Genomic DNA, 21,569 nt, shown 5'->3' with positions numbered 1-21,569 from the left:
TCCTGCGGTCTTACGATCCGTGCGTTGTTCTAGGCGTTGGCCGCCTGCTGGTCGTTGGTGTACTGCTTTTGATACCGGACCGCTCCGGTTTTACTTCCGTTGATGTATCAAGAGACATTAAGAACTGTTCGTTGTTCTCGCTCTCCTTCAGCTTCTTCAAGAAGTTATCGACAAATTCAAGTGAATCGTTCATTCCTCTGCGAATCGCCCATACTTTATCCAGCTCTTCCTTCGTAAGAAGCATCTCTTCACGCCGTGTACCTGATCTGCGCAAATCAAGAGCTGGGAAAATACGGCGCTCGGAAAGCTTACGATCCAGATGAAGCTCCATATTGCCCGTACCTTTAAACTCTTCATAAATAATGTCATCCATACGCGAGCCAGTCTCAATTAATGCAGTCGCGAGTATGGTCAAGCTGCCGCCTTCCTCAACGTTGCGGGCCGATCCAAAAAACCGTTTTGGACGGTGGAACGCAGCAGGGTCGATACCGCCGCTAAGCGTACGGCCTGACGGAGGGATAACCAAATTATACGCCCTGGCAAGACGAGTTATGCTGTCCATCAAAATGACAACGTCCTTCTTATGTTCAACAAGGCGCAGCGCTCTTTCGAGAACGAGCTCCGCTACTTTAATATGATTTTCCGGCAGTTCGTCAAACGTAGACGCGATAACCTCGCCTTTGACTGAACGCTGCATATCTGTAACTTCCTCCGGGCGTTCATCAATTAGCAGGACGAACAATTCGATATCAGGACGGTTCTCTGAAATGCTGTGGGCTATTTCTTTGAGAAGAAGTGTCTTACCTGTCTTCGGTGGCGCAACGATCAAGCCGCGTTGCCCTAGCCCGACAGGTGAGAGCAAATCCATCATTCGAGTGGAAAGCTTTGACTGAGAGGTCTCAAGAACAAGCTTCTTCTCTGGATAAAGAGGAGTAAGGGCAGGGAAATGTAAGCGTTCGGACGCCGTCTCGGGATTTTCTCCATTAACAGCGTTTACTTGGAGCAACCCGAAATAACGTTCATTTTCTTTCGGAGGTCGACATTTTCCTGAAACGAGGTCGCCGCTCCTTAAATCAAATCTGCGGATTTGCGAGGCCGAAATATAAATATCTTCCTTACTCGGTAAATAGTTAATAGGCCGCAAAAACCCGAAGCCTTCCGATAAAATATCGAGCACGCCTTCCATAAACATCAGGCCGCTCTTCTCCGCTTGAGCGCGAAGTATTGCAAATATTAACTCTTTCTTCTTAAGCGTACCGTAATAAGCGATTTGATATTGCTTCGCTAATTTGTATAAATCCGTTAGTTTCATCTCTTCTAGATCTGCGATCTGCAGGTCCGTCATGTTCTCACCACTTTATTCAGTTTTCATTATTAGCTTGTATATCTAGTAAATTCAAAGGCCTGATTATCCATCATTGCCGAATTAGGCGCCGTCTATTCCACGGCGCCGTCACCGTCTATTCCTTATGATGATGAATCTAAATCTGTCTCGCGCCATACATCCGCACCTAATCGCCGCAGATTTTCTACTAAGTTATCATAGCCCCGGTCAATATACTCGACGCCTGATATTTCAGTTATGCCTTCCTCTACGGTTAAAGCAGCAACGACGAGCGCTGCTCCCGCACGCAAATCGGCAGCCCGTACCTTAGCAGCATTCAGCTTGCCGCCTTCTATGACGGCTGAGCGTCCTTCAACACGAATATTAGCACCCATGCGGGCAAGCTCAGGCACATGCTTAAACCTTGTGCCGTACACATAATCGGTCAAAATACTGACTCCTTTGGCTTGCGTAAGCAAAGTCGTCATCGGGGATTGCAAATCAGTGGGAAAGCCGGGATACACCAATGCTTTTACATCAATCGATGAGTAACCCGGACCTCCGACAATTCGAATCGATTCGTCCATCTCAATGACTTGAACGCCCATTTCTTCAAGCTTTGCGGTCATGGCTTCTAGATGCTTTGGAATAACATTATCAATAAGGACATCGCCGCGCGTCGCGGCAGCTGCAATCATATACGTACCGGCTTGAATTCGATCGGGAATAATGGAATGGCGGCAACCGTGCAGCCGAGCGACTCCTTCAATTCGAATCGTCTCAGTTCCGGCACCTTTGATTTTGGCGCCCATGGCATTTAGGAGAGTAGCTACATCTATAATTTCAGGCTCTTTTGCCGCATTTTCAATAATCGTTAATCCTTGGGCCCGGGAGGCCGCCAGCATAATATTAATGGTTGCTCCGACGCTTGCCACGTCGAGATAAATTTTCGCACCGCGCAGCTGCTTGGCGGAAATTCGGATTGATCCATGCTCGTTTGTAACTGTAGCACCTAATGCTTCGAACCCTTTAATATGCTGATCGATTGGACGAGGCTCGAAATTGCAGCCGCCAGGCAGCCCTATCATCGCTTCTCCGAATCTACCGAGCATTGCACCCATCAAGTAATACGATGCGCGCAGTAACTTCACTTTACCATTAGGCATTGGCTTTGAGCTAAGCTTTGAAGGATCTATACGCATCATATCGCCATCACGCTTTACGACAGCGCCAAGCTCTTGCAAGATTTCACTATATACAGCTACATCACTGATTATTGGCAAATTGTCTAGAACTACTTCTGATTCTGCTAATAAGGCAGCCGGCACAAGTGCGACTGCACTATTTTTTGCTCCACTGATTTGAACGGTACCACATAGCGGCCGTCCTCCGCGTATCATCAATTTCTCCATCTAATTATTGTTCCTCCCGTAGATTGGAAGAGAATAAAGGAAAAACCGCCAAGACAAGCGTGCTCATGGCTCACTTGCCGTTATGAGGCGGTTTGTTATCCCTTGCTCCTATTGTTACGCTTGGTGTTGCTTCCGAACAAGCGGATTTTTTCTTGATTACAGTCTTCATCGCATTGGGGGCAGGCGTCAAATATTTGCGCACAAATCTGTTTCCTTTTTCCTTCGGTAAAATTCATTCTTCATAGACACGAGTGGCATAGTTGTCTTCCTCATGAATGTTATCTATCATTCACAAGCCGTTCCAACTTGTCATTCTGAGTCATTATAACATAACGCGCCTTGAAATAGTAAAGCTTGTTTTACTCCTGCCCTCAAAAAAAAAAAACGACATCGTCTCTATGCGAGCAACGATGCCGTTTATAATTAAATTTAAGAGCCTATTGCTAAGCGACTTGGAGAATTACCGCCCCGCAGCTGCATGTTTACCGCAATCCGCATCTCATCGATATCGAAAGGCTTCGTAAAATGCATTAATGCTCCGAGATCGGTCGCTTCTTTAATCATATCTAGCTCACCATAAGCTGTCATCATGATGACTTTGATATTACGATCAATAGCCTTTACGTGCTTTAAAATTTCCAAACCGTCCATACCGGGAATTTTCATGTCCAGCAGTACGAGGTCGGGAGCGTCGTTCTTCACGATTTCCAAAGCCAGCTTTCCATTGGACGCTTGAAACGTATTATAGCCTTCGCTGCTAAATACTTCCATTAGAAGCACACGAATTCCGTTCTGATCATCCACTATCAACACTTTCTTCTTCTCCAACTCCATATACCTCCCGCGACTGAGCTTCACCCAAAAAATGGCCAACTCTTCCATATTCATTAACATATTCGCTTTGGTGGGTATATAATCCTTCTCGAAGAGAGAAAAAGTTATCGGATGCTGTTAAAAAATGTGCAATTATCCTTAAATGTCGATTATTGACCGGAATAACTTAGTGCTGCACTTACAAAACCTCTGAACAACGGCTGCGGACGATTAGGTCTCGATGTAAATTCCGGGTGGAATTGTACCGCCAAGAACCAAGGATGACCATCCATTTCCACCATTTCTACGAGACGTCCGTCCGGTGATGTCCCGGAAATACGCAAGCCTGCCGATTCGATAGCTTCACGGTATTCATTATTGAACTCATACCGGTGGCGATGACGCTCATACACGAGCTCTTCGCCGTATTCCTTCGCCGCAAGCGTACCGGTTGCAAGCTTACAAGGATAAAGGCCAAGGCGCATCGTGCCGCCCATATCTTCGACGTCTTTCTGATCCGGCAGAAGGTCGATAACCGGATACGGCGTAGATGGATTAATTTCCGAGCTGTTCGCATTATCCAGTCCGGCTACATTGCGTGCATATTCAATAACGGCTACTTGCATGCCTAGGCAAATGCCAAAGAATGGAATTTTTTGTTCGCGGGCGTAACGGATTGCCGTAATTTTGCCCTCGATACCGCGGTCGCCAAAGCCTCCAGGAACAAGAATGCCGTGAACGCCCTGCAGCTCCTCCGCAATGTTCTGTTCATTAAGCTCCTCTGCGTTTACCCAACGAAGCTTCACTTCCGAGTCGGCAGCAATACCAGCATGTCCAAGCGATTCTACAATGCTGAGGTACGCATCATGCAAAGCTACATATTTACCTACAATGGCGATTTCAGTCGTCTTATGAAGCGACTTCACACGCTCTACAAGGCTTTCCCACTCGCGCATATCCGGTTGATTTGTCGTCAGCTTCAAATGGTTAACGACGATTTCATCAAGCCCTTCCTCGCGAAGCATTAACGGCACCTCGTATAATGTCGAAGCGTCGCGGCACTCCACAACCGCATTCGCATCGATATCGCAAAATAGTCCGATCTTCCGTTTCAAATCTTCAGCAAGCGGATGCTCGGTACGGCAAACGATAACATTCGGCTGGATGCCGATGCTGCGTAATTCCTTAACACTATGCTGCGTCGGCTTCGTTTTCACTTCGCCAGCCGCTTTAATATAAGGAATAAGCGTAACATGGATATACATGACATTGTCGCGTCCGATATCGCTTTTTATTTGACGGATAGCCTCTAAGAACGGCAAGCTCTCGATGTCTCCGACCGTGCCGCCGATTTCTGTAATAACCACATCGGAACCAGCTTCTTTGCCAGCTCGGAACACGCGGTCTTTGATTTCATTCGTAATATGCGGGATAACCTGCACCGTTCCACCCAAATAGTCGCCGCGGCGTTCTTTGGTAATAACATTGGAATAAATTTTGCCCGATGTCACATTGCTGTTCTTCGACAGGTTAATATCGATGAAGCGTTCATAGTGACCTAGATCCAAATCCGTTTCAGCGCCGTCGTCTGTGACGAACACTTCGCCATGCTGGTATGGACTCATCGTTCCCGGGTCCACGTTAATGTAAGGATCGAATTTTTGAATCGTTACTTTGAGACCTCTGTTCTTAAGCAATCGACCAAGCGAGGCCGCTGTAATCCCTTTGCCCAAGGACGATACTACGCCGCCGGTTACAAATATATATTTGGTCACTGTTATGATACCCTCCAAGCTCCTATGGTTAATGTTTAGGTTTGCCCATTTACTCGATAAACATGGATGCAGATACACTCCGCCAATCCATCCAGTTTGTGGAAATCAATCCTGCAGATCCATTCCCTACAAACAAAAAAAGTGACACCCGTAGCAACGGGGCACTTTTCCTTTTGGCATATATAAAAATATAAGAAAATATAAATTTTGCATTTTATACTCTGCTTATATTTCATCGCGAAACGAGCTTTGCCGCCAAATGACGGTGCCAGCCGCTTACGCTTGTATGCGTTATTTGTTAACCGAATCTGAAGCCCATGCAATAGTTTACTCTGCCCTTATAGGGCCTGTCAAGCTAAACTGCCATCACAGATTTTGCGCAAGCGTAAATAGCTGTCGCCGTCCTTTGGAAGCATTGCTTCATTTCAAGCAAATTACTTGTCATCGTCCTCATCATCGTCTTCAAACTCGTCTTCGTCATCCGACTCCACGTCTTCAGTATCTAAATCGCCTTCGACCTCTTCCTCGTCGATCTCCTCGTCATCAATGACGACTTCCTCATCGACTTCCGATTCCTCTTCCGCCTCTTCGAAGTCTTCACGATCCTCGTCGAATACATCATAATCTTCTTCCTGCTCCGCGTACGCATCCTCTTCCTCGTCCGCGAATACATCGTCGTCCTCTAAATCATCGTCATCATTAATGATGCGCGTACGCTTAGCATTGCCTACAGGATCCTCGGAGCGCTCAACCGGGTACCAGCGCTTCAATCCCCACATATTGCTGCCTACGCATGCGAAACGGCCATCGATATTGATTTCTGTGTACACTTGTGCGATGAACTGGTTGATGCCATCTGCGGAAAGACCGCGTATTTTAGCGATCTCCATCATCAGATCGCGATAATAGTAAGGCGTATTAGCCGCTTTCAGCACTTCGAACGCCAAATCGACCATAGGCATTTCCTTCATACGTTCAGGATCCAGCTTTAACGTAAAATTGCTGCTGCTCATATGGACACATCCTCTCTTGCCAATTAATTTATGTACTTGTTCATTGCCGATTACGCTAGTCAAAGTATAGTAAAACCTATTTCCTGCAAAAAAGCAAGCGGCCACAAGGACTGCCTTTACAGCTTGGACGCAAAAGCAAAAAACGAAGGGAATATCCCTCCGTTTTGACTGTATCCTGCCGGCCTCGACACGAGCCTCGCGCATCGGGGACGTAAGAGCCCCTGAGAACTCTTTGTTCATACTATGTCCAGTATCGATTTTTGACACGGATTCAAGCCTAATTATATGAAAAAAGGCAAGTTGCTCATGCAGTTTGCAGCGCTCGTTCATACAATAGTTCAGCATCGTCCGTCGGGAGGGAAACCAAATTTGGATACCGCCGCTTTTATCCGCTTGCTGCAGGATACGATGGCTTGTACGGACACAGCGACAGAAAAGCGCATCATTCGCTTTCAGCATGTGAGCGACTACCGGCGTTTCATACAGCAATTGCCGGAAGTCCCATCGTCGTCATCCCCTCAAAAGAGCATTAGACAAATGCCGACTATTCGCGGTATATCTTGCCGGCTGCCGGCCGAGGAGACGCTTGAGTGTTTCTCGGGACGAGTATGGATTGAAAAGGACTGCAAAATCAGCGTTCATGCCTCTACGCAAAAGTCGATTGCTGTAGAGAAAGGTATTCCATGGGGCGTGTCACAAATCAAAGCCCCTCTAGCATGGAGTACGACGACCGGCCATCACATCAAGGTCGGCGTCATTGATACCGGTGTCGATTTTAATCACCCCGACTTACGTCAATCGCTGTCGAGAGGCATCAATTTGCTTAACAGAAGCATGCTTCCGCATGATGACAACGGTCATGGAACGCATATCGCCGGAACGATTGCAGCAGCAAACCAGCTGAAGGGCATGATCGGCGTAGCTCCTCGTTCACTTATTTCCCCTGTTAAAGCTTTCGATCACAATGGGAGCGCCTTCGTATCCGACATTATTCTCGGTATTGAATGGTGTGTCCGAAATCGCATGAACGTCATCAACATGAGCTTCGGTATGAAAACAAGAAGCAAAGCGCTGCTCGGCGCAGTCATTAATGCACATAATGCCGGCATTATAATCGTAGCCTCCTCAGGCAATGACGGAAAACGCCGCTCCGTAGATTATCCTGCACGCTACCCTCAAACCATATCGGTTGGCGCTACAACAAAGCTTCGCCGTGTCGCTCCATTCAGCAACCGCGGCACCTATATTGATGTATATGCACCAGGTGATAAAATTGTTTCTGCCTGGCTGCAAGGCAAATACCATGAAATGAGCGGAACCTCCATGGCCACCTCCCACGTCAGCGGAGCGATTGCCCTTCTGCTCGCAATGAAGCCGGAGCTGACACCGACTGAAATAAAGAATATCATTAAGCGCTCCATACAGCCGCTTAGAGGCAACAAAGCCCGCCGAACGATCGGCGAGCTTGACGTAATGCGTATGCTGCAAGCCGTGGAAAAAGCTTAAATCCACGGTTTGTTTTATTTTATTACAGACTACATCCGTTCAGGCGCGGATACGCCGACTAAGCGCAGCACATTCGCAATGGAAATACGGACTGCTCCGAGCAAAGCGAGGCGAGCCTGTGTCTGTTCAGCATCCTCTGTAATGACACGCTCGGCTCTATAATAGCTATGGAACTGCGAGGCCAGTTCATATACATAACGAATGAGACGATGCGGCGCATATTGTGCCGCAGCCTCGGAAACTTCCTGCGGCAGCTCGCCGATCTTACGCAATAAATCGAATTCAGCCTCTGCAGCAAGCTTGCTGTAATCGATAGTATCGGGCGACTTCAGTACGATCCCCTGCTCCTCCGCTTGTCTGAAAATGCTGCAAATCCGCGCATGCGCATACTGAACGTAAAATACCGGATTTTCATTGGATGTAGAAATAGCAAGGTCCATATCGAAATCGAGATGCGAATCCATACTGCGCATCGAGAAGAAATAACGAATAGCGTCAACGCCTACCTCGTCCATCAAATCTTCCATCGTAACCGCTTTTCCGGTCCGCTTCGACATTTTCATTTTCTCGCCGTTTTGAAACAAGCTTACCATCTGGGCTATAAGCACCGTCAGTTTATTCGGATCGTTGCCGAGCGCTGCCATAGCCGCCTTCACACGCGGAATATAGCCGTGGTGATCGGCGCCCCAGATGTTAATCATTTGATCGAAGCCGCGGCTGAACTTATCCCGGTGATAAGCGATATCCGGCGTCAAATAGGTGTACGAGCCGTCATTTTTCACAAGGACGCGGTTTTTGTCGTCGCCGAACGGCATCGTGGACAGCCACGTCGCTCCTTCTTCCTCGTACACATGTCCTGTCGCTTTGAGCGCTTCAAGCCCTTGCTCCACTTGGCCGCTTTCATAGAGCGCGGTTTCACTGTACCAAACATCGAAGCCTACGCGGAAGCGTCCCAGATCGCGTTTAATTTTATCCAGCTCCCGCTCCAAGCCGAACTGGCGGAAAAACGTAAACCGCTCTTGATCAGGCAGCTCAAGCAAGCGGTCTCCCTCTTGCTCTACTAGCAGCTTGGCGAATCCGATAATATCTTCACCGTAATAACCGTCCTCCGGCATGTCGGCTGATTGCCCAAGCGCTTGACGATACCGCGCTTCGATAGAAACGGCCAGGTTCTCTACTTGCTTACCTGCATCGTTGATATAGTATTCGCGCGTCACGTCATATCCCGCAAAATCGAGAACGTTGCACAACGCGTCGCCAACCGCTGCACCGCGGGCATGTCCGAGATGCAGGCTGCCCGTTGGATTCGCGCTAACAAACTCCACTTGCACCCGTTTATTGTTGCCTTCTACGATACGTCCATAATCCTCGCCCGCTTGCAGCGCTTCGCCTACAACCGGATAAAGATAACTCTTATCCATACGGAAATTAATAAAACCCGGCCCCGCAATCTCCGCCGCTTGAATCGAAGCCTGCTTGGTATCCAAATTCGCGATAATCGCTTCCGCGATTTGACGCGGGTTACGCTTCGCCAGCTTCGTCAGCTGCATCGCGGCATTCGTCGCCAAGTCGCCGTGCGATTTGTCCTTTGGCACCTCCAGCACGAAAGCGGGAAGCTCCTCCCGAGCCGCGAGGCCCGCAGCTACCGCTGCATCGGCAATAGCCGACTTGACCTGTTCATACATTTTGTCGAGTACATTTGCGTTCATTAATTGAGTTCCTCCTGTATATGGAGCCGTATATGGAAACGGCCCGACATTTGATCGCTAACATGCAGTTCGTACTTCCATTCCAGCGTGAATGGCAGCTTCGACGGCAATTGTTCCGCATCCGCGTTACGGTCCGACGCTTGCAGCGACAACTGCAGCGTTTCCGTTTCGAGCGGGAATGACGCCGCCCGCGAACGGTAATGACCCGAACGCCTCCGCCCGGGCGCGAACAGCTGCTCCGATTCTATGACGCCGCGCCGCACGATAGACAGCTCGTCCGGCCGGTAACGCACAAGCGTACGCACTTCGCCGGCATTCGGGTCGCCTTCTACCGCCTGCTCGCTGTAACGGATGAATATCGACCGCTCCTTGCGAAACCATTCGCCTTCATACGAGTGGGTGCTCAAGCTTCCGTCCTGCATGCTTTTCAGTGTAATCCGCACTTTCTTGCTATCTCCCATAATCTTGCTCCTGTTATCATTCTAATCGTATGTAACTACTATATACAGGAAGCATCTTAATTTCAACGCTAGAGAGGGCTTAAGTTTCGGTATAAGGGACAATTTCCCGCCACGCCTCCAGACGATCCTCGAGCGTTCGCATCCGCGGCGTCGGAATCGGACTCGTCGAAGGAAGCTTCAATAGCGCAATATCTTGAAAGCTTTCATGATTGCGGTAAAATTTATGAAAAGTATCATAAGCTTTGGCCCCGTTAAATGCGAAGCAGCTCAGCTGCGGATACCTCGCTATTAGCTCCGGCAGCTTTTGGGGGACCTCTGCCCGGATGTTCATGTCTAGGCTGCCTTCGCGTTCGCACGATTCGATCACATCCCACAGCGCCAGCCTATGCTCCTTCAGAAATGCCAGCCGGTTCGAATAATTGTCATCCGGTGTCCCTGCACCGAATAAACCGTAAACGATACGCCATAAATAATTTTGGGGATGTCCGTAAAACTGTCCGAACTCCAGCGATTTGACGCTAGGCGCTGTACCAAGGATAAGGACGCGGGCCCGCTCATCAATTACCGGCGGGAATGAATGTATACGCATTGTTTATTCCTCCTGTATTTCCTATAAGATAAGTCTGGCCCGGATAGGAAAAACAAATCCTTCGCAAACAGCAAAAGACGCTTTCCGCTAAGATTACGCGGAAAACGTCTTATTATCAATGCGGGTTCTTTATTTGGCCGGTATCTTAATCTTTTGCCCAGGATAGATGAGATGTGGGTTTTTCAGCTTATTATAGCTGGCCAGCTTCTGCCAAGACGTGCCATGCTTCAAAGCAATCCCATACAAGGTATCCCCTGTTTTGACCGTATATACAGTCTCGTGAGGGGTCTGCGGCGACGTCGTTGCCGGCTTTCCGGGCTTCACAGGCTCTGTTGGCTTCACCTCTGGTTTTGTCGGCTCTGCCGGCTTCACTACAGCCTGCGGTCTCAGATCCAGCTTAAACTCAGCATAGCCGTCCTCCGTATCGGCAGTGAACGCAATCGCCTTGTTCGCTTCGTCTGCAGCCTTCGCATCCGGCGATGTCTTGAATGTGACATTTACCTTGTCGTTAATGGACGCAAGCGACCAGTTGCCGTCTGCAGCCGGATTGATCGTCTTGAAGGAGCGGATGTAATCAATAACGACTTGACGGTTCTCGTCTGGCGCAGCCAGAATAATTCGTTTGCCGTCAGGATTAGCAAATTTGCTGGAGGACGCGCGATAGTTGTTTGATGCGACAATGAATTTTTGATCTGCTTTAATCGGATTTCCGCCGAATTGCAGGTTGACGATCCTTTTGGCGCCTTCGTTCCTTAGCGTACCGTTCGGTTCATACTTCGGCGGCTTGGTGACGTCGATCTGATAAGTCACTCCGTCGATCACATCAAAGTTGTACGTTGGAAAATCATAATTTATAAGCTCTTGCTTCTCCGTGCTTGCCGGATCGATCTGCTTGAACTGGCCGGCAGACCACTCCAACCACTCCTTTAGCTCGGCTCCAGTAACGAGTAACGCATTAACCGTATTGGAATATAAATACAAGTCGGCAACGTTCTTAATCGCAATATCTCCTGCTTTAATATTTGTATAATAGTTTGGACCTTGGCGGCCTCCCGCCTTGAACGGCGCTCCAGCTGACAACACCGGGATACCCTCGTATTCCGTTCCTTGCAAATGCTTTTCGACATACCATTTTTGCGCATTCGTCACGATCTGAATGGAAGGGTCGTCTTGAATGAGCGCAAACCAGCTGTTAATTGGCGCGGTGGTCTTACCGACGGGTCCACGCACATATTCAAGCGTATGCTCATGATCTTCCTTGACCGCATCAACGACCGACTGATCCGCTTCAACGAGCGGCACCTTGTTAACCGTGTCAAAGATGGGCTTAACTGCAGTCTTGGAATCGACGACCGCCCACTTCCCGTCCTTCTTCTGCAGCGTCAAATCAATGATGCCAAGGTTATTGCCCCAGTAACCCGGCTCAACGGAAGGGACGCCGTTGATCGTTCCTTTGACGAGGTCGACGCCTGTCTTGCCTTCAAATGATTTGTCAGGGAACACTTTGTGCGCATGGCCGAACAGAATAGCGTCAATACCGGCTACTTTACTCAAATAGAGCACTGAGTTCTCCATTAATGGCGTCTGCGGAATATCCTCAAAGCCCGAATGCGGAATAGCGACAATAAGATCCGCTCCCTTTGCCTTTATTTCCGGCACAAACTTCTCGGCCGTCTTCACGATATCTTTGACCGTAACCTTTCCTTCCAAATGCGCTTTATCCCATTGCGTGATTTGAGGCGGCACGAAGCCGATTACGCCTACCTTTAGCTGGTGCTTCGCACCTGCGCCATCCGTCACTTCCTTATCCAGAATAAGATACGGCGTGAACAGGTTTTTATCATTCGTCTCGTCCGCATCTCCGTCAAACTTATAAATGTTCGCATTCACATAAGGGAATTCCGCCCCCGCAAGCGATGTTTCCAAGAAGGAAAGGCCATAATTGAATTCATGATTGCCTAAGTTGCCCGCATCATAATCGAGCAGATTCATCGCTTTATACACCGGATGAGTCTCACCCTGCTGAAGCTTGTCCACCGTCGCGACATAATCGCCCAGCGGATTGCCTTGAATCAAATCGCCATTGTCGAACAGAAGGCTGTTAGGCACTTCCTCCCGCGCCTTCTTGATGAGCGATGCCGTCTTCGCCAGTCCGTATTCGTCGGTAGGCTTGTCCGCAAAATAATCATAATTCATCACGTTGACATGCAGGTCCGACGTTTCCATGATACGCAAATGCACGGTATTGCCATCGCCCGTTTCCGCAGACACGGCGAGCGGCATAGCCGCGAGGGTGACGGAAAGCGCCGCTGCAAGTGCGCCCTTCCACATTGCTTTGTACGGTTTCTCCAACAATTACTCCTCCTTCATTTTCTTTTATATATAAAATGCCCGGATGTCAGCACATGGTGATCCAATCTTTGCCATAAATATAATAGTTTAAATATTCAGAATTGTCATTCACTTTTTTGTAATCTTATTAAACACATATGGACTAGGCAAAAGAGAACACACAAAGAAACCGCACGGCGGCTGCCGGCGGTTATGAGTTAAGGAGCATGTTATGCGTTTAGATATAGCTTTGCTAAACCGTTATTTCATAAAGCCGAGCAGCATTTCGCGGATAACCTTCGCCGCGACGATTTGCGTTTGCTCCGTCGGATCGTACGCAGGCGCGACCTCTACAAGGTCGCAGCCGACTACGTTAACGCCGGAGCGGGCGATCGCATGAACCGCTTCAATAAGCTCCTTCGACGTAATGCCTCCCGCTTCCGCGGTTCCTGTGCCAGGCGCTGCGGAAGGATCAAGCACATCGATGTCGATCGTCAAGTAAACGGGACGGCCAGCGAGCTCCGGAAGCACCTTCTTCAGCGGCTCCAATACTTCAAACGGATGGAAGTTGATGTTCTCGCGCGCATACTGCCACTCCTCGCGGGAGCCCGAACGAATACCGAACTGGTAAATGTTTTTTCCGCCCATTAGCCCTGCCGCTTTGCGCAGCGGCGTAGAGTGGGATAACGGCTCTCCTTCATACTGTTCACGCAGGTCGGCGTGAGCGTCGAAGTGAATGATAGCCAGGTCCGGATACTTCGCATACACCTCCTGGAAGACCGGCCAGGATACAAGATGCTCGCCGCCGAGACCCAGAGGCATTTTGCCGTCAGCCAGAACGCCGCGCACAAATTCACCGATAATCTCGAGACTGCGTGCAGCGTTGCCGAATGGAAGCAGCAAATCCCCCGCATCGAAATATTCGATATCTTCAAGGCTGCGGTCTAGATAAGGGCTGTATTCCTCCAATCCGATCGATACCTCGCGGATGCGGGGAGGGCCGAAACGCGATCCCGGGCGGAAGCTGACGGTAAAATCCATCGGCATGCCGTAGATAACCGCTTTGGAAGCTTCGTAATCGTCGGAGCTCAGGATGAAGACGTTGCCGGAATATTTTTGATCCAATTTCATGAGGCTGGTCCTCTCTTTCTTATGCGTAGCTGCTCGTTTATTTCACGAGGTCTTCAACAAATTTAGGCAGTACGAATGCTGCTTTGTGAAGGCGCGGCGTGTAATATTTTGTATCGATTTCCGGAATGGACGACTCGTCAACCGCAGTCGGATCGTACTTTTTGCTGCCCATTGTAAAGGTCCATAAGCCGCTTGGGTAAGTTGGGATGTTCGCACCGTACACACGTACGATCGGGAACACTTCCTTCACGTCTTTGTTGACGCTTTGGATCAGATCCGATTTAAACCAAGGATTGTCCGTTTGCGCAACGAAAATGCCGTCTTCCTTCAACGCCTCATAAATGCCTTGGTAGAAACCGCGTGTAAACAGGTTCGCAGCAGGGCCAACGGGCTCTGTGGAGTCAACCATAATAACGTCGTATGTGTTTTTATGATCGTGAATATGCATGAAGCCGTCGTTCACAAGCACTTCAACGCGCGGATTGTCGAGCTCGCCCGCGATCGTTGGCAAATATTTTTTGGAGTATTCGATAACTTTGCCGTCGATATCAACAAGAACGGCTTTCTTCACTTTCGGATGCTTCATCACTTCGCGGATAACGCCGCCGTCTCCGCCGCCCACTACTAGTACGTGCTCCGGATTCGGGTGCGTGAAAAGCACGGGATGCGCAACCATTTCATGATAGACGAACTCGTCCTTCACCGTTGTCATTACCATGCCGTCAAGCACGAGCATCGTTCCGAACTCTTCGGTCTCGATCATATCCAGCTGTTGAAAGTCAGTTTGTTCATTTACATAAGTTTTAGTTATCTTCGCCGTAATGCCGAAGCTCTCTGTTTGTTTTTCCGTATACCACAATTCCATCTCGTAAATCCCTTCTTTCCGTCAATGGTTCAACCTGTATTATAGTAAATCAGGCCAAAAAAGCAACCTTTTCCAAGCCATTATACAAAAAATTCATGATACGCCCGCTACGCGTGAATAGCGAGTTCCCCGTTTTTCCATACTAAGGAAAAGTAATGCTTTGCGCTGAAGGGAGCCTGCTCCATGAATAAGCCTTCCAACCGGCAGGGCAAGCCCCGCCGCCGATCTGCTTTTCCTATTATAACCGAGAGGTTTCTTCCCCATGTTCTAAAAATGAAAAAATGGATGCGGTGGACTGCCGCAGCATTTACCTTATTCTTGCTCATATTCATTGGCACGCTTATTTATTTGCGCATGCAATCGCTGCCTGTCGCCACCGTCAGCCAAACTTCGCAAATGATCGATCTGCATGGCAACGTTATCGACACGTTCCATGCCGGCGAGAACCGCCGCTCCGTACAGCTTGCAGATATATCCCATTACGTCATTGATGCGACCCTTGCGATTGAGGATCGGCGCTTCTACGACCATAGAGGCTTTGATATGAAGGGTATGGCGCGCGCCGTGATGGTCAACGTCCAAAGCTTCTCAGCCAGACAAGGCGCAAGCACGCTTACGCAGCAGCTCGCGCGTAATTTGTATTTGACGCATGAGCGGACGTGGCAGCGCAAAGTGAAGGAAGCGATGTATACCGTACAGCTCGAGATGAGCTACTCCAAGGATGAAATTCTCGGCATGTATTTGAATCAGATTTATTATGGCCACGGCTCGTACGGTATTGAAGCAGCGGCGATGATGTATTTCAATAAACACGCGTCAGAGCTTACGCTCGCCGAGAGCGCCATGCTGGCGGGCATTCCGAAGGGCCCGAAATATTATTCCCCCTACTTGAATATGAAAAATGCAAAGGACCGGCAGCTGACGATTTTGCAGGCCATGCTCGAAGGCGGCTCCATCACGTCGGAGCAAGCAGACGCCGCTTATGCGGAGGTTCTGAACTTTCAGACGCTGGGCTCAGGCCAGCAGGAAGGCTTCGCTCCTTATTTTCGCGACTATATCCGATACATTGCGGTCGACAAGCTCGGCATAAACGAGCGCTTGCTCAATGAGGGCGGCATTACGATTCATACGACACTTGATCCCGTTGCGCAGGCGGCCGCCGAAGAGGTCATTGCGAAAGGATTGCCTGAGAGCTCCGAGCAGCAGGCGGCGCTTATCGCTATTGATCCGCGCAGCGGCTACATTAAAGCAATGGTCGGAGGAAGGGACTATAAGACGAATCAATATAATCGCGTGTTCGCCAAAACGCGTCAGCCCGGCTCCTCGTTCAAGCCATTCTTGTATTTGACCGCTCTGCAAAGCGGCTTCATGTCGCCCGTCACCCGCTTCAAAAGTGAACCAACCGTGTTCACTTATGACGAAGGACGCAAAACCTATGAACCGCATAACTACGGCGACAAATACTTAAATGACTTTATCGATATGCGTCAGGCACTCGCAGGCTCGGACAATATATATGCAGTTAACACGATTATGACAGTAGGCGCTGATAAAGTTATCGACACGGCCAGAAAGCTTGGCATCGAAAGTCCGATGCAGCCCGTTCCATCACTAGCCCTCGGCACGTTTCCGGTCAGTCCGTTCGAAATGGCTTCCGCATTCGGTACGTTCGCAAATGGCGGCATCCATGTCGAGCCGGTCGCCATTATCCGGATCGAGGACCGCAAGGGTGAAGTATTATATGAAGCAGAGCGTGAGGCGGAGCAAGTAGTCGCGCCGGCAGAGGCTTATGTGATGACCAGCTTAATGGAGAGCGTATTCGATGAAGGCGGCACAGGCTTCCGGGTATCCTCTATTATTAAACGGCCGGTAGCCGGCAAGACAGGCACGACCCCCACCGATGCTTGGCTCGTCGGCTACACGCCTGAGCTGGCAACCGCCGTATGGGTCGGCTACGACAAGGACCGCAAGCTCACGGTAGCCGAAGCGTATCGGGCTGCGCCTATTTTCGCCAAGTTTACGGAGCAGGCGCTATCCGCCGTACCGCCAAAGATTTTTCCTATTCCCGAAGGCGTCGTCAATGTGTATATCGATCCGACCAGCGGCAAGCTGGCCGCCGACACCTGCCCGAATAAGCGGCTGGAAACCTTCATCAGCGGCACAGAGCCGACCGAGGTATGCGGCGAACCGGCGGCTGCGGGCGAAGCCGGCGGAAAATCGGGGAAAAACGGCGGCGCCAAAGATGCTGGACATCATTCTTGGTGGGCTGATTTGAAGCGTTGGTGGACCGACTAACGGAGCTTCATCCTCCTCTATCGGGGAGGATAAAGCTGCTTCCGGCCAGCGAGCTGCTGTGACCTTCGCACATTTTTGTCCGATTTATGATCAAAAAGTGAATATTCTTTGAACAAAAGCACAATGTTGTGATATAGTAAACATAAGAAAACACTTACAATTTATCGGGAGTGTTCATTATGACGACGAAAACAGCAACAATCAGCCATGTTCAGCCTTCCAAATCGGATGTCAAGCGTCTTGTGAAAGCAATGACAGCCATTGCTTGGGCCGTGCTCAGCATCGGTGTCCTGCTATGCTTAGTTAACTTAAGCCATTTCAGCGATCAAAATGTCGGTTTAATGGTCGGCATCGGATTTCTAATCGGCAGCGTTCATATTTATGTCATCGGCACCGCAATTGGACTCGTTCATGCGCGGCTTTATCAAGAGCAGCCGACGATAGATCAAAACGAAGACGAATCGTAAATAGTATTAGGAGCAAGGAGACAGCCCCATCAGGTCAATGATCTGATGGGGCTGTCTCTTTTTTATGCGGAAGGTGCTAAAAACGCTTTCGAATAGAAGAATATTGTAACAGTTGTCGAAGCGGTGAACTTTCTATTACAGAAAAAAGACGAATTATTGACGTAATTGTTAATCCCGCATCTATTGCATGAAGGATCTGCTATTGTAGTCGTAAGCAGTAATTTTGAGGAGTTGAACCGATATGAGACCGTATATTCGTATGCTGACACCCGTACTCTTTTTGCTAATGGCCGTAATGCTTTCCGGCTGCGGCGAGCAATTCATTGTGCTCAATCCGAAAGGACCGATCGGCGAGTCTCAGAAAGATTTGATTTATATTTCAACCATTCTATGTGCCGTTGTCATCGTTCCCGTTCTTATCCTGACAGCTGTCATTGTCTGGCGGTACCGCGATAAGCCGGGCAGCAAAGCTTCCTATAAACCCAATTGGGAGCATAGCACCAAGCTGGAAATCACTTGGTGGAGCATTCCGATTGTGATCATCCTTATCCTAGCAGTCATAACGGTTAAATACACGTATGCGCTTGAGCCTTCCAAGCCGATTGAATCCGAGAAGGAAGCCATTACGATTCAAGTCACGTCACTCGATTGGAAATGGTTGTTTAACTATCCGGACGAAGGAATTGCAACCGTCAATTACATTAAAATTCCCGAAGATGTGCCGGTTAAGTTCCAGCTTACATCCGACACAGCGATGAACTCCTTCTGGGTTCCGCAGCTCGGCGGGCAAATTTACTCCATGTCAGGCATGGCCATGACCCTGTTCCTGCAAGCCGATGAGCAAGGCAGCTACTTCGGCTCCGGCGCTAACTTTAACGGAAAAGATTTTGCCCAAATGACGTTCAAGGTTGATGCCACCACGGAAGAGGATTACAACGCGTGGATAGATGAAGTGAAAGCAACGTCTCCTGCGCTTACGACGGAAGGCTTTGAGAAATTAACGGAGCCTGGCTCGTCCGGGGTACAGTTGTTCTCCAGCTTCCCTGAAGGGTTGTTCGAAAAAATCGTAACGCAATACGTGGAAGGCGAGGGCGGCGGCCACCATCAAGGCGGAGCATCCACGGAGCCTGCCTCTGCGCCTGCGGATGAATCCGAATCAACAATCAGCACCGAGCATGACGCCCAAAATCATACGGGTCATTAACCCATTAACAAGCGAATGCGTTCGAAGCGAGTTTGTTTCACAAACTTTTAGGAGGTCCCCTCATGTTAGATAAAATAAAAGAATTCGCATCCGAATTTTTTGTTACTGGCGACCCGCTTATTTTAGGGGCTCAAGTATCCATAGGATTATCGCTGGTGGCGATTATATTCGTACTCACCTTTTTCAAAAAATGGCGCTGGCTGTGGACGGAATGGCTGACCAGCGTCGATCATAAGAAAATCGGTATTATGTACATCATTGCCTCGATTCTCATGCTGTTCCGCGGCGGCGTCGATGCGCTGCTTATGCGGGTGCAGCTTGCTGCTCCGGAGCTGGAGTTTTTGCACGCGGAGCACTATAACCAAATTTTCACGACGCACGGCGTTATTATGATTTTGTTCATGGCGATGCCGCTCATGTTCGGATTGTTCAATATTGTCGTTCCGCTGCAAATCGGCGCGCGCGACGTTGCCTTTCCATTCCTGAACTCGCTGAGCTTCTGGATGTTCTTCTTCGGCGCGATGCTGTTTAACGTATCGTTCATCATCGGCGGCTCCCCGGATGCAGGCTGGCTGGCTTATCCGCCGCTTTCCGAGCTGTCCGGCAGTCCGGGTCTCGGACAGGACTTCTATATATGGGGTATCCAAATTTCAGGGATCGGCTCCTTGGCGACTGGCATTAACTTTGTCGTAACGATACTGAAAATGCGTGCGCCCGGCATGAAGCTCATGCAAATGCCAATGTTCGTCTGGTCGGTGCTATCGTCTTGTGTAACAATCATGTTCGCATTTCCGATTTTGACGGTTACCCTGTTCCTGCTGTTCCTTGACCGCTATCTGGGCGCGCACTTCTTCACGCTCGACGGCGGGGGCAATCCGATGATGTATATTAACCTCATCTGGATGTGGGGGCACCCGGAAGTATATATCGTTATTTTACCCGCATTCGGAATATTCTCTGAAATCGTATCGACTTTCTCCAAGAAAAAGCTGTTCGGCTACAAATCCATGGTATTCGCCCTTATGTCTATCAGCTTCTTCTCGTTCTTTACCTGGGCGCATCACTTCTTCACAATGGGCTCCGGCGCTAACGTCAACGCATTCTTTGCCTTAACGACGATGCTGATCGCTATACCGACCGGGGTAAAAGTATTTAACTGGCTGTTTACGATGTACCGCGGCCGCATAAAGTTTACGACACCGATGATGTGGACGGTTGCCTTCATACCCTGCTTTGTCGTCGGGGGGATGACCGGGGTACTCTTATCCGTTGCTCCGGCCGACTTCCAGTTCCATAACAGCTATTTCCTGATCGCGCATTTCCATCAGGTGCTTATCGGCGGCGTCGTATTCGGTTATTTTGCAGGTCTCTATTACTGGTGGCCGAAAATGTTCGGCTTCCGCTTGCATGAAGGTCTTGGCAAATGGGCATTCTGGTTCTGGAACATCGGCTTCTATGTATGTTTCATGCCGCAATATGCGCTTGGCTTAATGGGTATGACACGTCGTGTCAACACATACGACTTCGATATGGGCTGGCAGCCGCTTAATGTAATTTCCACTGTCGGGGCATTCCTGATGGGCGCGGCGTTTATTTTCCAAGTATGGCAAATCGCTCACAGCATCAAGTTTTACAAGAAGGAAAAAGACGGCGACGCGTGGGACGGCCGCACGCTGGAATGGTCGATTCCATCGCCTGCTCCGCTCTATAACTTTGCACGCTTGCCGCAGGTGACGAGCCAAGACGATTGGTGGGAAGAGAAGCAGCGCATTGCGGCCGGCGAGCCAGCCAAACCATTGGCACCGCTTGAGCCGATTCACATGCCTAAAAATTCAGGTATCCCGTTCATTATGTCCGTATGCTGGTTTACGGCCGGCTTCGGCTTCGTATGGGATTGGCTCTGGATGGCGATACCGGGTCTGATCGGCGTAGCCGTATGTATGCTTGCCCGTTCGTTCTCTTACGATACCGATTATTATATTCCGGTTGATGAGATTGAGCGTACGGAAGCGGCATTAAGGGGGACAAAATAATGGCACATGCAGTTTCCACTTCAGCAGGAGCACATGGCGGACACGATGCCGGTCAAGGCGGCGGTCATCATGGCGATCATCACGATCAAGAATCTTTGAAAATGTTTGGCTTCTGGCTGTTTCTTATAACCGACGTTATTTTATTCGGTACCTTGTTCGCAACGTTCGTCGTGCTTCGCTTTAATACGGCGGCCGGACCAACGCCTGCAGAACTTATTGAACTTCAAGGCATTATCATCTCAACGTTCATCCTGCTAACGAGCAGCTTCACGAGCGGCATTGCCGTGCTTGAAATGAACAAAGGCAACAAACGGGGCCTTATATTATGGCTCGCAATTACCGCCTTGCTCGGCGCATCGTTCGTTTATTTGGAAGTGACTGAGTTTATGCATTTGGTGCATGAGGGCGCTGCGATCGGCACAAGCGCATACTGGTCGGCCTTCTTCACCTTAGTCGGTACGCACGGATTGCACGTCTCGCTCGGTCTCGTCTGGATGATCGCGCTAATGCTCCAGCTGAGCCGCCGCGGGATTACGCCGGTAACGAAGCGCAAAGTGAACATTATCAGCTTGTACTGGCACTTCTTGGACGTCGTATGGATCTTCGTATTCACGATCGTTTACTTGATGGGGGTGATGTAG

General features: G+C 49.5%; 16 protein-coding genes and 2 pseudogenes. 7 read left to right on the top strand and 11 right to left on the bottom strand.

Features of this window, described 5'->3' with window-relative positions; translation table 11 throughout:
• Positions 1 to 10 precede the first annotated feature (10 nt).
• The 4 genes from rho to DFP97_RS28390 all read right to left on the bottom strand — a co-directional run bounded on the left by rho (position 11) and on the right by DFP97_RS28390 (position 5,324).
• The gene (gene rho, locus DFP97_RS28405) at positions 11 to 1,345 is read right to left on the bottom strand and encodes a transcription termination factor Rho (protein WP_114384036.1); all 1,335 of its coding nucleotides are present in this window, start codon (positions 1,343 to 1,345) and stop codon (positions 11 to 13) included.
• Positions 1,346 to 1,467: 122 nt separating this feature from the next.
• On the bottom strand, positions 1,468 to 2,736 hold the full coding sequence (locus DFP97_RS28400; protein WP_114384035.1) for a UDP-N-acetylglucosamine 1-carboxyvinyltransferase: 1,269 nt from the start codon (positions 2,734 to 2,736) through the stop codon (positions 1,468 to 1,470).
• 429 nt (positions 2,737 to 3,165) lie between these two features.
• Positions 3,166 to 3,570, bottom strand: coding sequence for a response regulator (locus DFP97_RS28395; RefSeq protein ID WP_114384050.1), 405 nt, complete (start codon positions 3,568 to 3,570; stop codon positions 3,166 to 3,168).
• 149 nt (positions 3,571 to 3,719) lie between these two features.
• Positions 3,720 to 5,324: a CTP synthase gene (locus tag DFP97_RS28390; protein WP_114384034.1), complete on the bottom strand. Its 1,605-nt coding sequence runs from the start codon at positions 5,322 to 5,324 to the stop codon at positions 3,720 to 3,722.
• A gap of 414 nt (positions 5,325 to 5,738) precedes the next feature.
• On the opposite strand from DFP97_RS28390, the pseudogene DFP97_RS32375 reads away from it, so the two are divergent.
• Positions 5,739 to 5,948, top strand: a pseudogene (locus tag DFP97_RS32375) (hypothetical protein); the annotation flags it as partial.
• Between the two features lie 116 nt (positions 5,949 to 6,064).
• On the opposite strand, the pseudogene rpoE reads toward DFP97_RS32375, so the two are convergent.
• A pseudogene (gene rpoE / locus DFP97_RS32370) lies at positions 6,065 to 6,280 on the bottom strand (DNA-directed RNA polymerase subunit delta); the annotation flags it as partial.
• Between the two features lie 426 nt (positions 6,281 to 6,706).
• On the opposite strand from rpoE, the gene DFP97_RS28380 reads away from it, so the two are divergent.
• Entirely contained in the window at positions 6,707 to 7,843 is a 1,137-nt protein-coding gene (locus DFP97_RS28380) for a S8 family peptidase (protein ID WP_245976636.1), read from the top strand.
• A gap of 29 nt (positions 7,844 to 7,872) precedes the next feature.
• Here the strand turns inward: DFP97_RS28380 and argS are convergent, their stop codons facing one another.
• The 6 genes from argS to speE all read right to left on the bottom strand — a co-directional run bounded on the left by argS (position 7,873) and on the right by speE (position 14,929).
• Positions 7,873 to 9,552: an arginine--tRNA ligase gene (gene argS, locus DFP97_RS28375; RefSeq protein WP_114384032.1), complete on the bottom strand. Its 1,680-nt coding sequence runs from the start codon at positions 9,550 to 9,552 to the stop codon at positions 7,873 to 7,875.
• On the bottom strand, positions 9,552 to 10,013 hold the full coding sequence (locus DFP97_RS28370) for a YwiB family protein (RefSeq protein ID WP_114384031.1): 462 nt from the start codon (positions 10,011 to 10,013) through the stop codon (positions 9,552 to 9,554). Before DFP97_RS28370 ends, argS begins: the two co-directional genes overlap by 1 nt.
• Positions 10,014 to 10,092: 79 nt before the next feature.
• Positions 10,093 to 10,602 carry a DNA-deoxyinosine glycosylase gene (locus DFP97_RS28365; protein WP_114384030.1) on the bottom strand — a complete coding sequence of 170 codons (510 nt, stop codon included), beginning with the start codon at positions 10,600 to 10,602 and terminating at the stop codon, positions 10,093 to 10,095.
• 129 nt (positions 10,603 to 10,731) lie between these two features.
• Positions 10,732 to 12,933, bottom strand: coding sequence for a bifunctional 2',3'-cyclic-nucleotide 2'-phosphodiesterase/3'-nucleotidase (locus DFP97_RS28360; protein WP_114384048.1), 2,202 nt, complete (start codon positions 12,931 to 12,933; stop codon positions 10,732 to 10,734).
• A gap of 261 nt (positions 12,934 to 13,194) precedes the next feature.
• Positions 13,195 to 14,064, bottom strand: coding sequence for an agmatinase (gene speB, locus DFP97_RS28355; RefSeq protein WP_114384029.1), 870 nt, complete (start codon positions 14,062 to 14,064; stop codon positions 13,195 to 13,197).
• A gap of 37 nt (positions 14,065 to 14,101) precedes the next feature.
• Entirely contained in the window at positions 14,102 to 14,929 is an 828-nt protein-coding gene (gene speE / locus DFP97_RS28350; RefSeq protein WP_114384028.1) for a polyamine aminopropyltransferase, read from the bottom strand.
• A 183-nt stretch (positions 14,930 to 15,112) separates the two neighbouring features.
• Between speE and DFP97_RS28345 the strand changes: the two genes are divergently transcribed.
• The 5 genes from DFP97_RS28345 (at position 15,113) to cyoC (ending at position 21,569) form a co-directional block, all read left to right on the top strand.
• The gene (locus DFP97_RS28345) at positions 15,113 to 17,224 is read left to right on the top strand and encodes a transglycosylase domain-containing protein (RefSeq protein ID WP_181873710.1); all 2,112 of its coding nucleotides are present in this window, start codon (positions 15,113 to 15,115) and stop codon (positions 17,222 to 17,224) included.
• Between the two features lie 179 nt (positions 17,225 to 17,403).
• Positions 17,404 to 17,691, top strand: coding sequence for a hypothetical protein (locus DFP97_RS28340; protein ID WP_114384027.1), 288 nt, complete (start codon positions 17,404 to 17,406; stop codon positions 17,689 to 17,691).
• A gap of 241 nt (positions 17,692 to 17,932) precedes the next feature.
• Positions 17,933 to 18,895 (top strand): ubiquinol oxidase subunit II, encoded by a 963-nt coding sequence (cyoA, locus tag DFP97_RS28335; RefSeq protein WP_114384026.1) that lies wholly within the window; start codon positions 17,933 to 17,935, stop codon positions 18,893 to 18,895.
• A gap of 62 nt (positions 18,896 to 18,957) precedes the next feature.
• A complete protein-coding gene (locus DFP97_RS28330) occupies positions 18,958 to 20,928 on the top strand; it encodes a cbb3-type cytochrome c oxidase subunit I (protein WP_114384025.1) in 1,971 nt (656 codons plus the stop codon).
• Complete coding sequence (gene cyoC, locus DFP97_RS28325; RefSeq protein ID WP_114384024.1) at positions 20,928 to 21,569, top strand: cytochrome o ubiquinol oxidase subunit III; 642 nt, start codon at positions 20,928 to 20,930, stop codon at positions 21,567 to 21,569. Before DFP97_RS28330 ends, cyoC begins: the two co-directional genes overlap by 1 nt.

Source organism: Paenibacillus prosopidis (genome assembly GCF_003337375.1).
GTDB classification, from domain to species: Bacteria; Bacillota; Bacilli; order Paenibacillales; family Paenibacillaceae; genus Pristimantibacillus; species Pristimantibacillus prosopidis.
This window is presented reverse-complemented; position numbering and strand designations above follow the sequence as displayed.

Bases quoted from the DNA above. Each gene is read 5' to 3' on its own strand.
- rho (WP_114384036.1), bottom strand. From the start codon at position 1,345: ATGACGGACCTGCAGATCGCAGATCTAGAAGAGATGAAACTAACGGAT.
- DFP97_RS28400 (WP_114384035.1), bottom strand. From the start codon at position 2,736: ATGGAGAAATTGATGATACGCGGAGGACGGCCGCTATGTGGTACCGTT.
- DFP97_RS28395 (WP_114384050.1), bottom strand. From the start codon at position 3,570: ATGGAGTTGGAGAAGAAGAAAGTGTTGATAGTGGATGATCAGAACGGA.
- argS (WP_114384032.1), bottom strand. From the start codon at position 9,552: ATGAACGCAAATGTACTCGACAAAATGTATGAACAGGTCAAGTCGGCT.
- DFP97_RS28370 (WP_114384031.1), bottom strand. From the start codon at position 10,013: ATGGGAGATAGCAAGAAAGTGCGGATTACACTGAAAAGCATGCAGGAC.
- DFP97_RS28365 (WP_114384030.1), bottom strand. From the start codon at position 10,602: ATGCGTATACATTCATTCCCGCCGGTAATTGATGAGCGGGCCCGCGTC.
- DFP97_RS28360 (WP_114384048.1), bottom strand. From the start codon at position 12,933: ATGTGGAAGGGCGCACTTGCAGCGGCGCTTTCCGTCACCCTCGCGGCT.
- speB (WP_114384029.1), bottom strand. From the start codon at position 14,064: ATGAAATTGGATCAAAAATATTCCGGCAACGTCTTCATCCTGAGCTCC.
- speE (WP_114384028.1), bottom strand. From the start codon at position 14,929: ATGGAATTGTGGTATACGGAAAAACAAACAGAGAGCTTCGGCATTACG.
- DFP97_RS28345 (WP_181873710.1), top strand. From the start codon at position 15,113: ATGAATAAGCCTTCCAACCGGCAGGGCAAGCCCCGCCGCCGATCTGCT.
- DFP97_RS28340 (WP_114384027.1), top strand. From the start codon at position 17,404: ATGACGACGAAAACAGCAACAATCAGCCATGTTCAGCCTTCCAAATCG.
- cyoA (WP_114384026.1), top strand. From the start codon at position 17,933: ATGAGACCGTATATTCGTATGCTGACACCCGTACTCTTTTTGCTAATG.
- DFP97_RS28330 (WP_114384025.1), top strand. From the start codon at position 18,958: ATGTTAGATAAAATAAAAGAATTCGCATCCGAATTTTTTGTTACTGGC.
- cyoC (WP_114384024.1), top strand. From the start codon at position 20,928: ATGGCACATGCAGTTTCCACTTCAGCAGGAGCACATGGCGGACACGAT.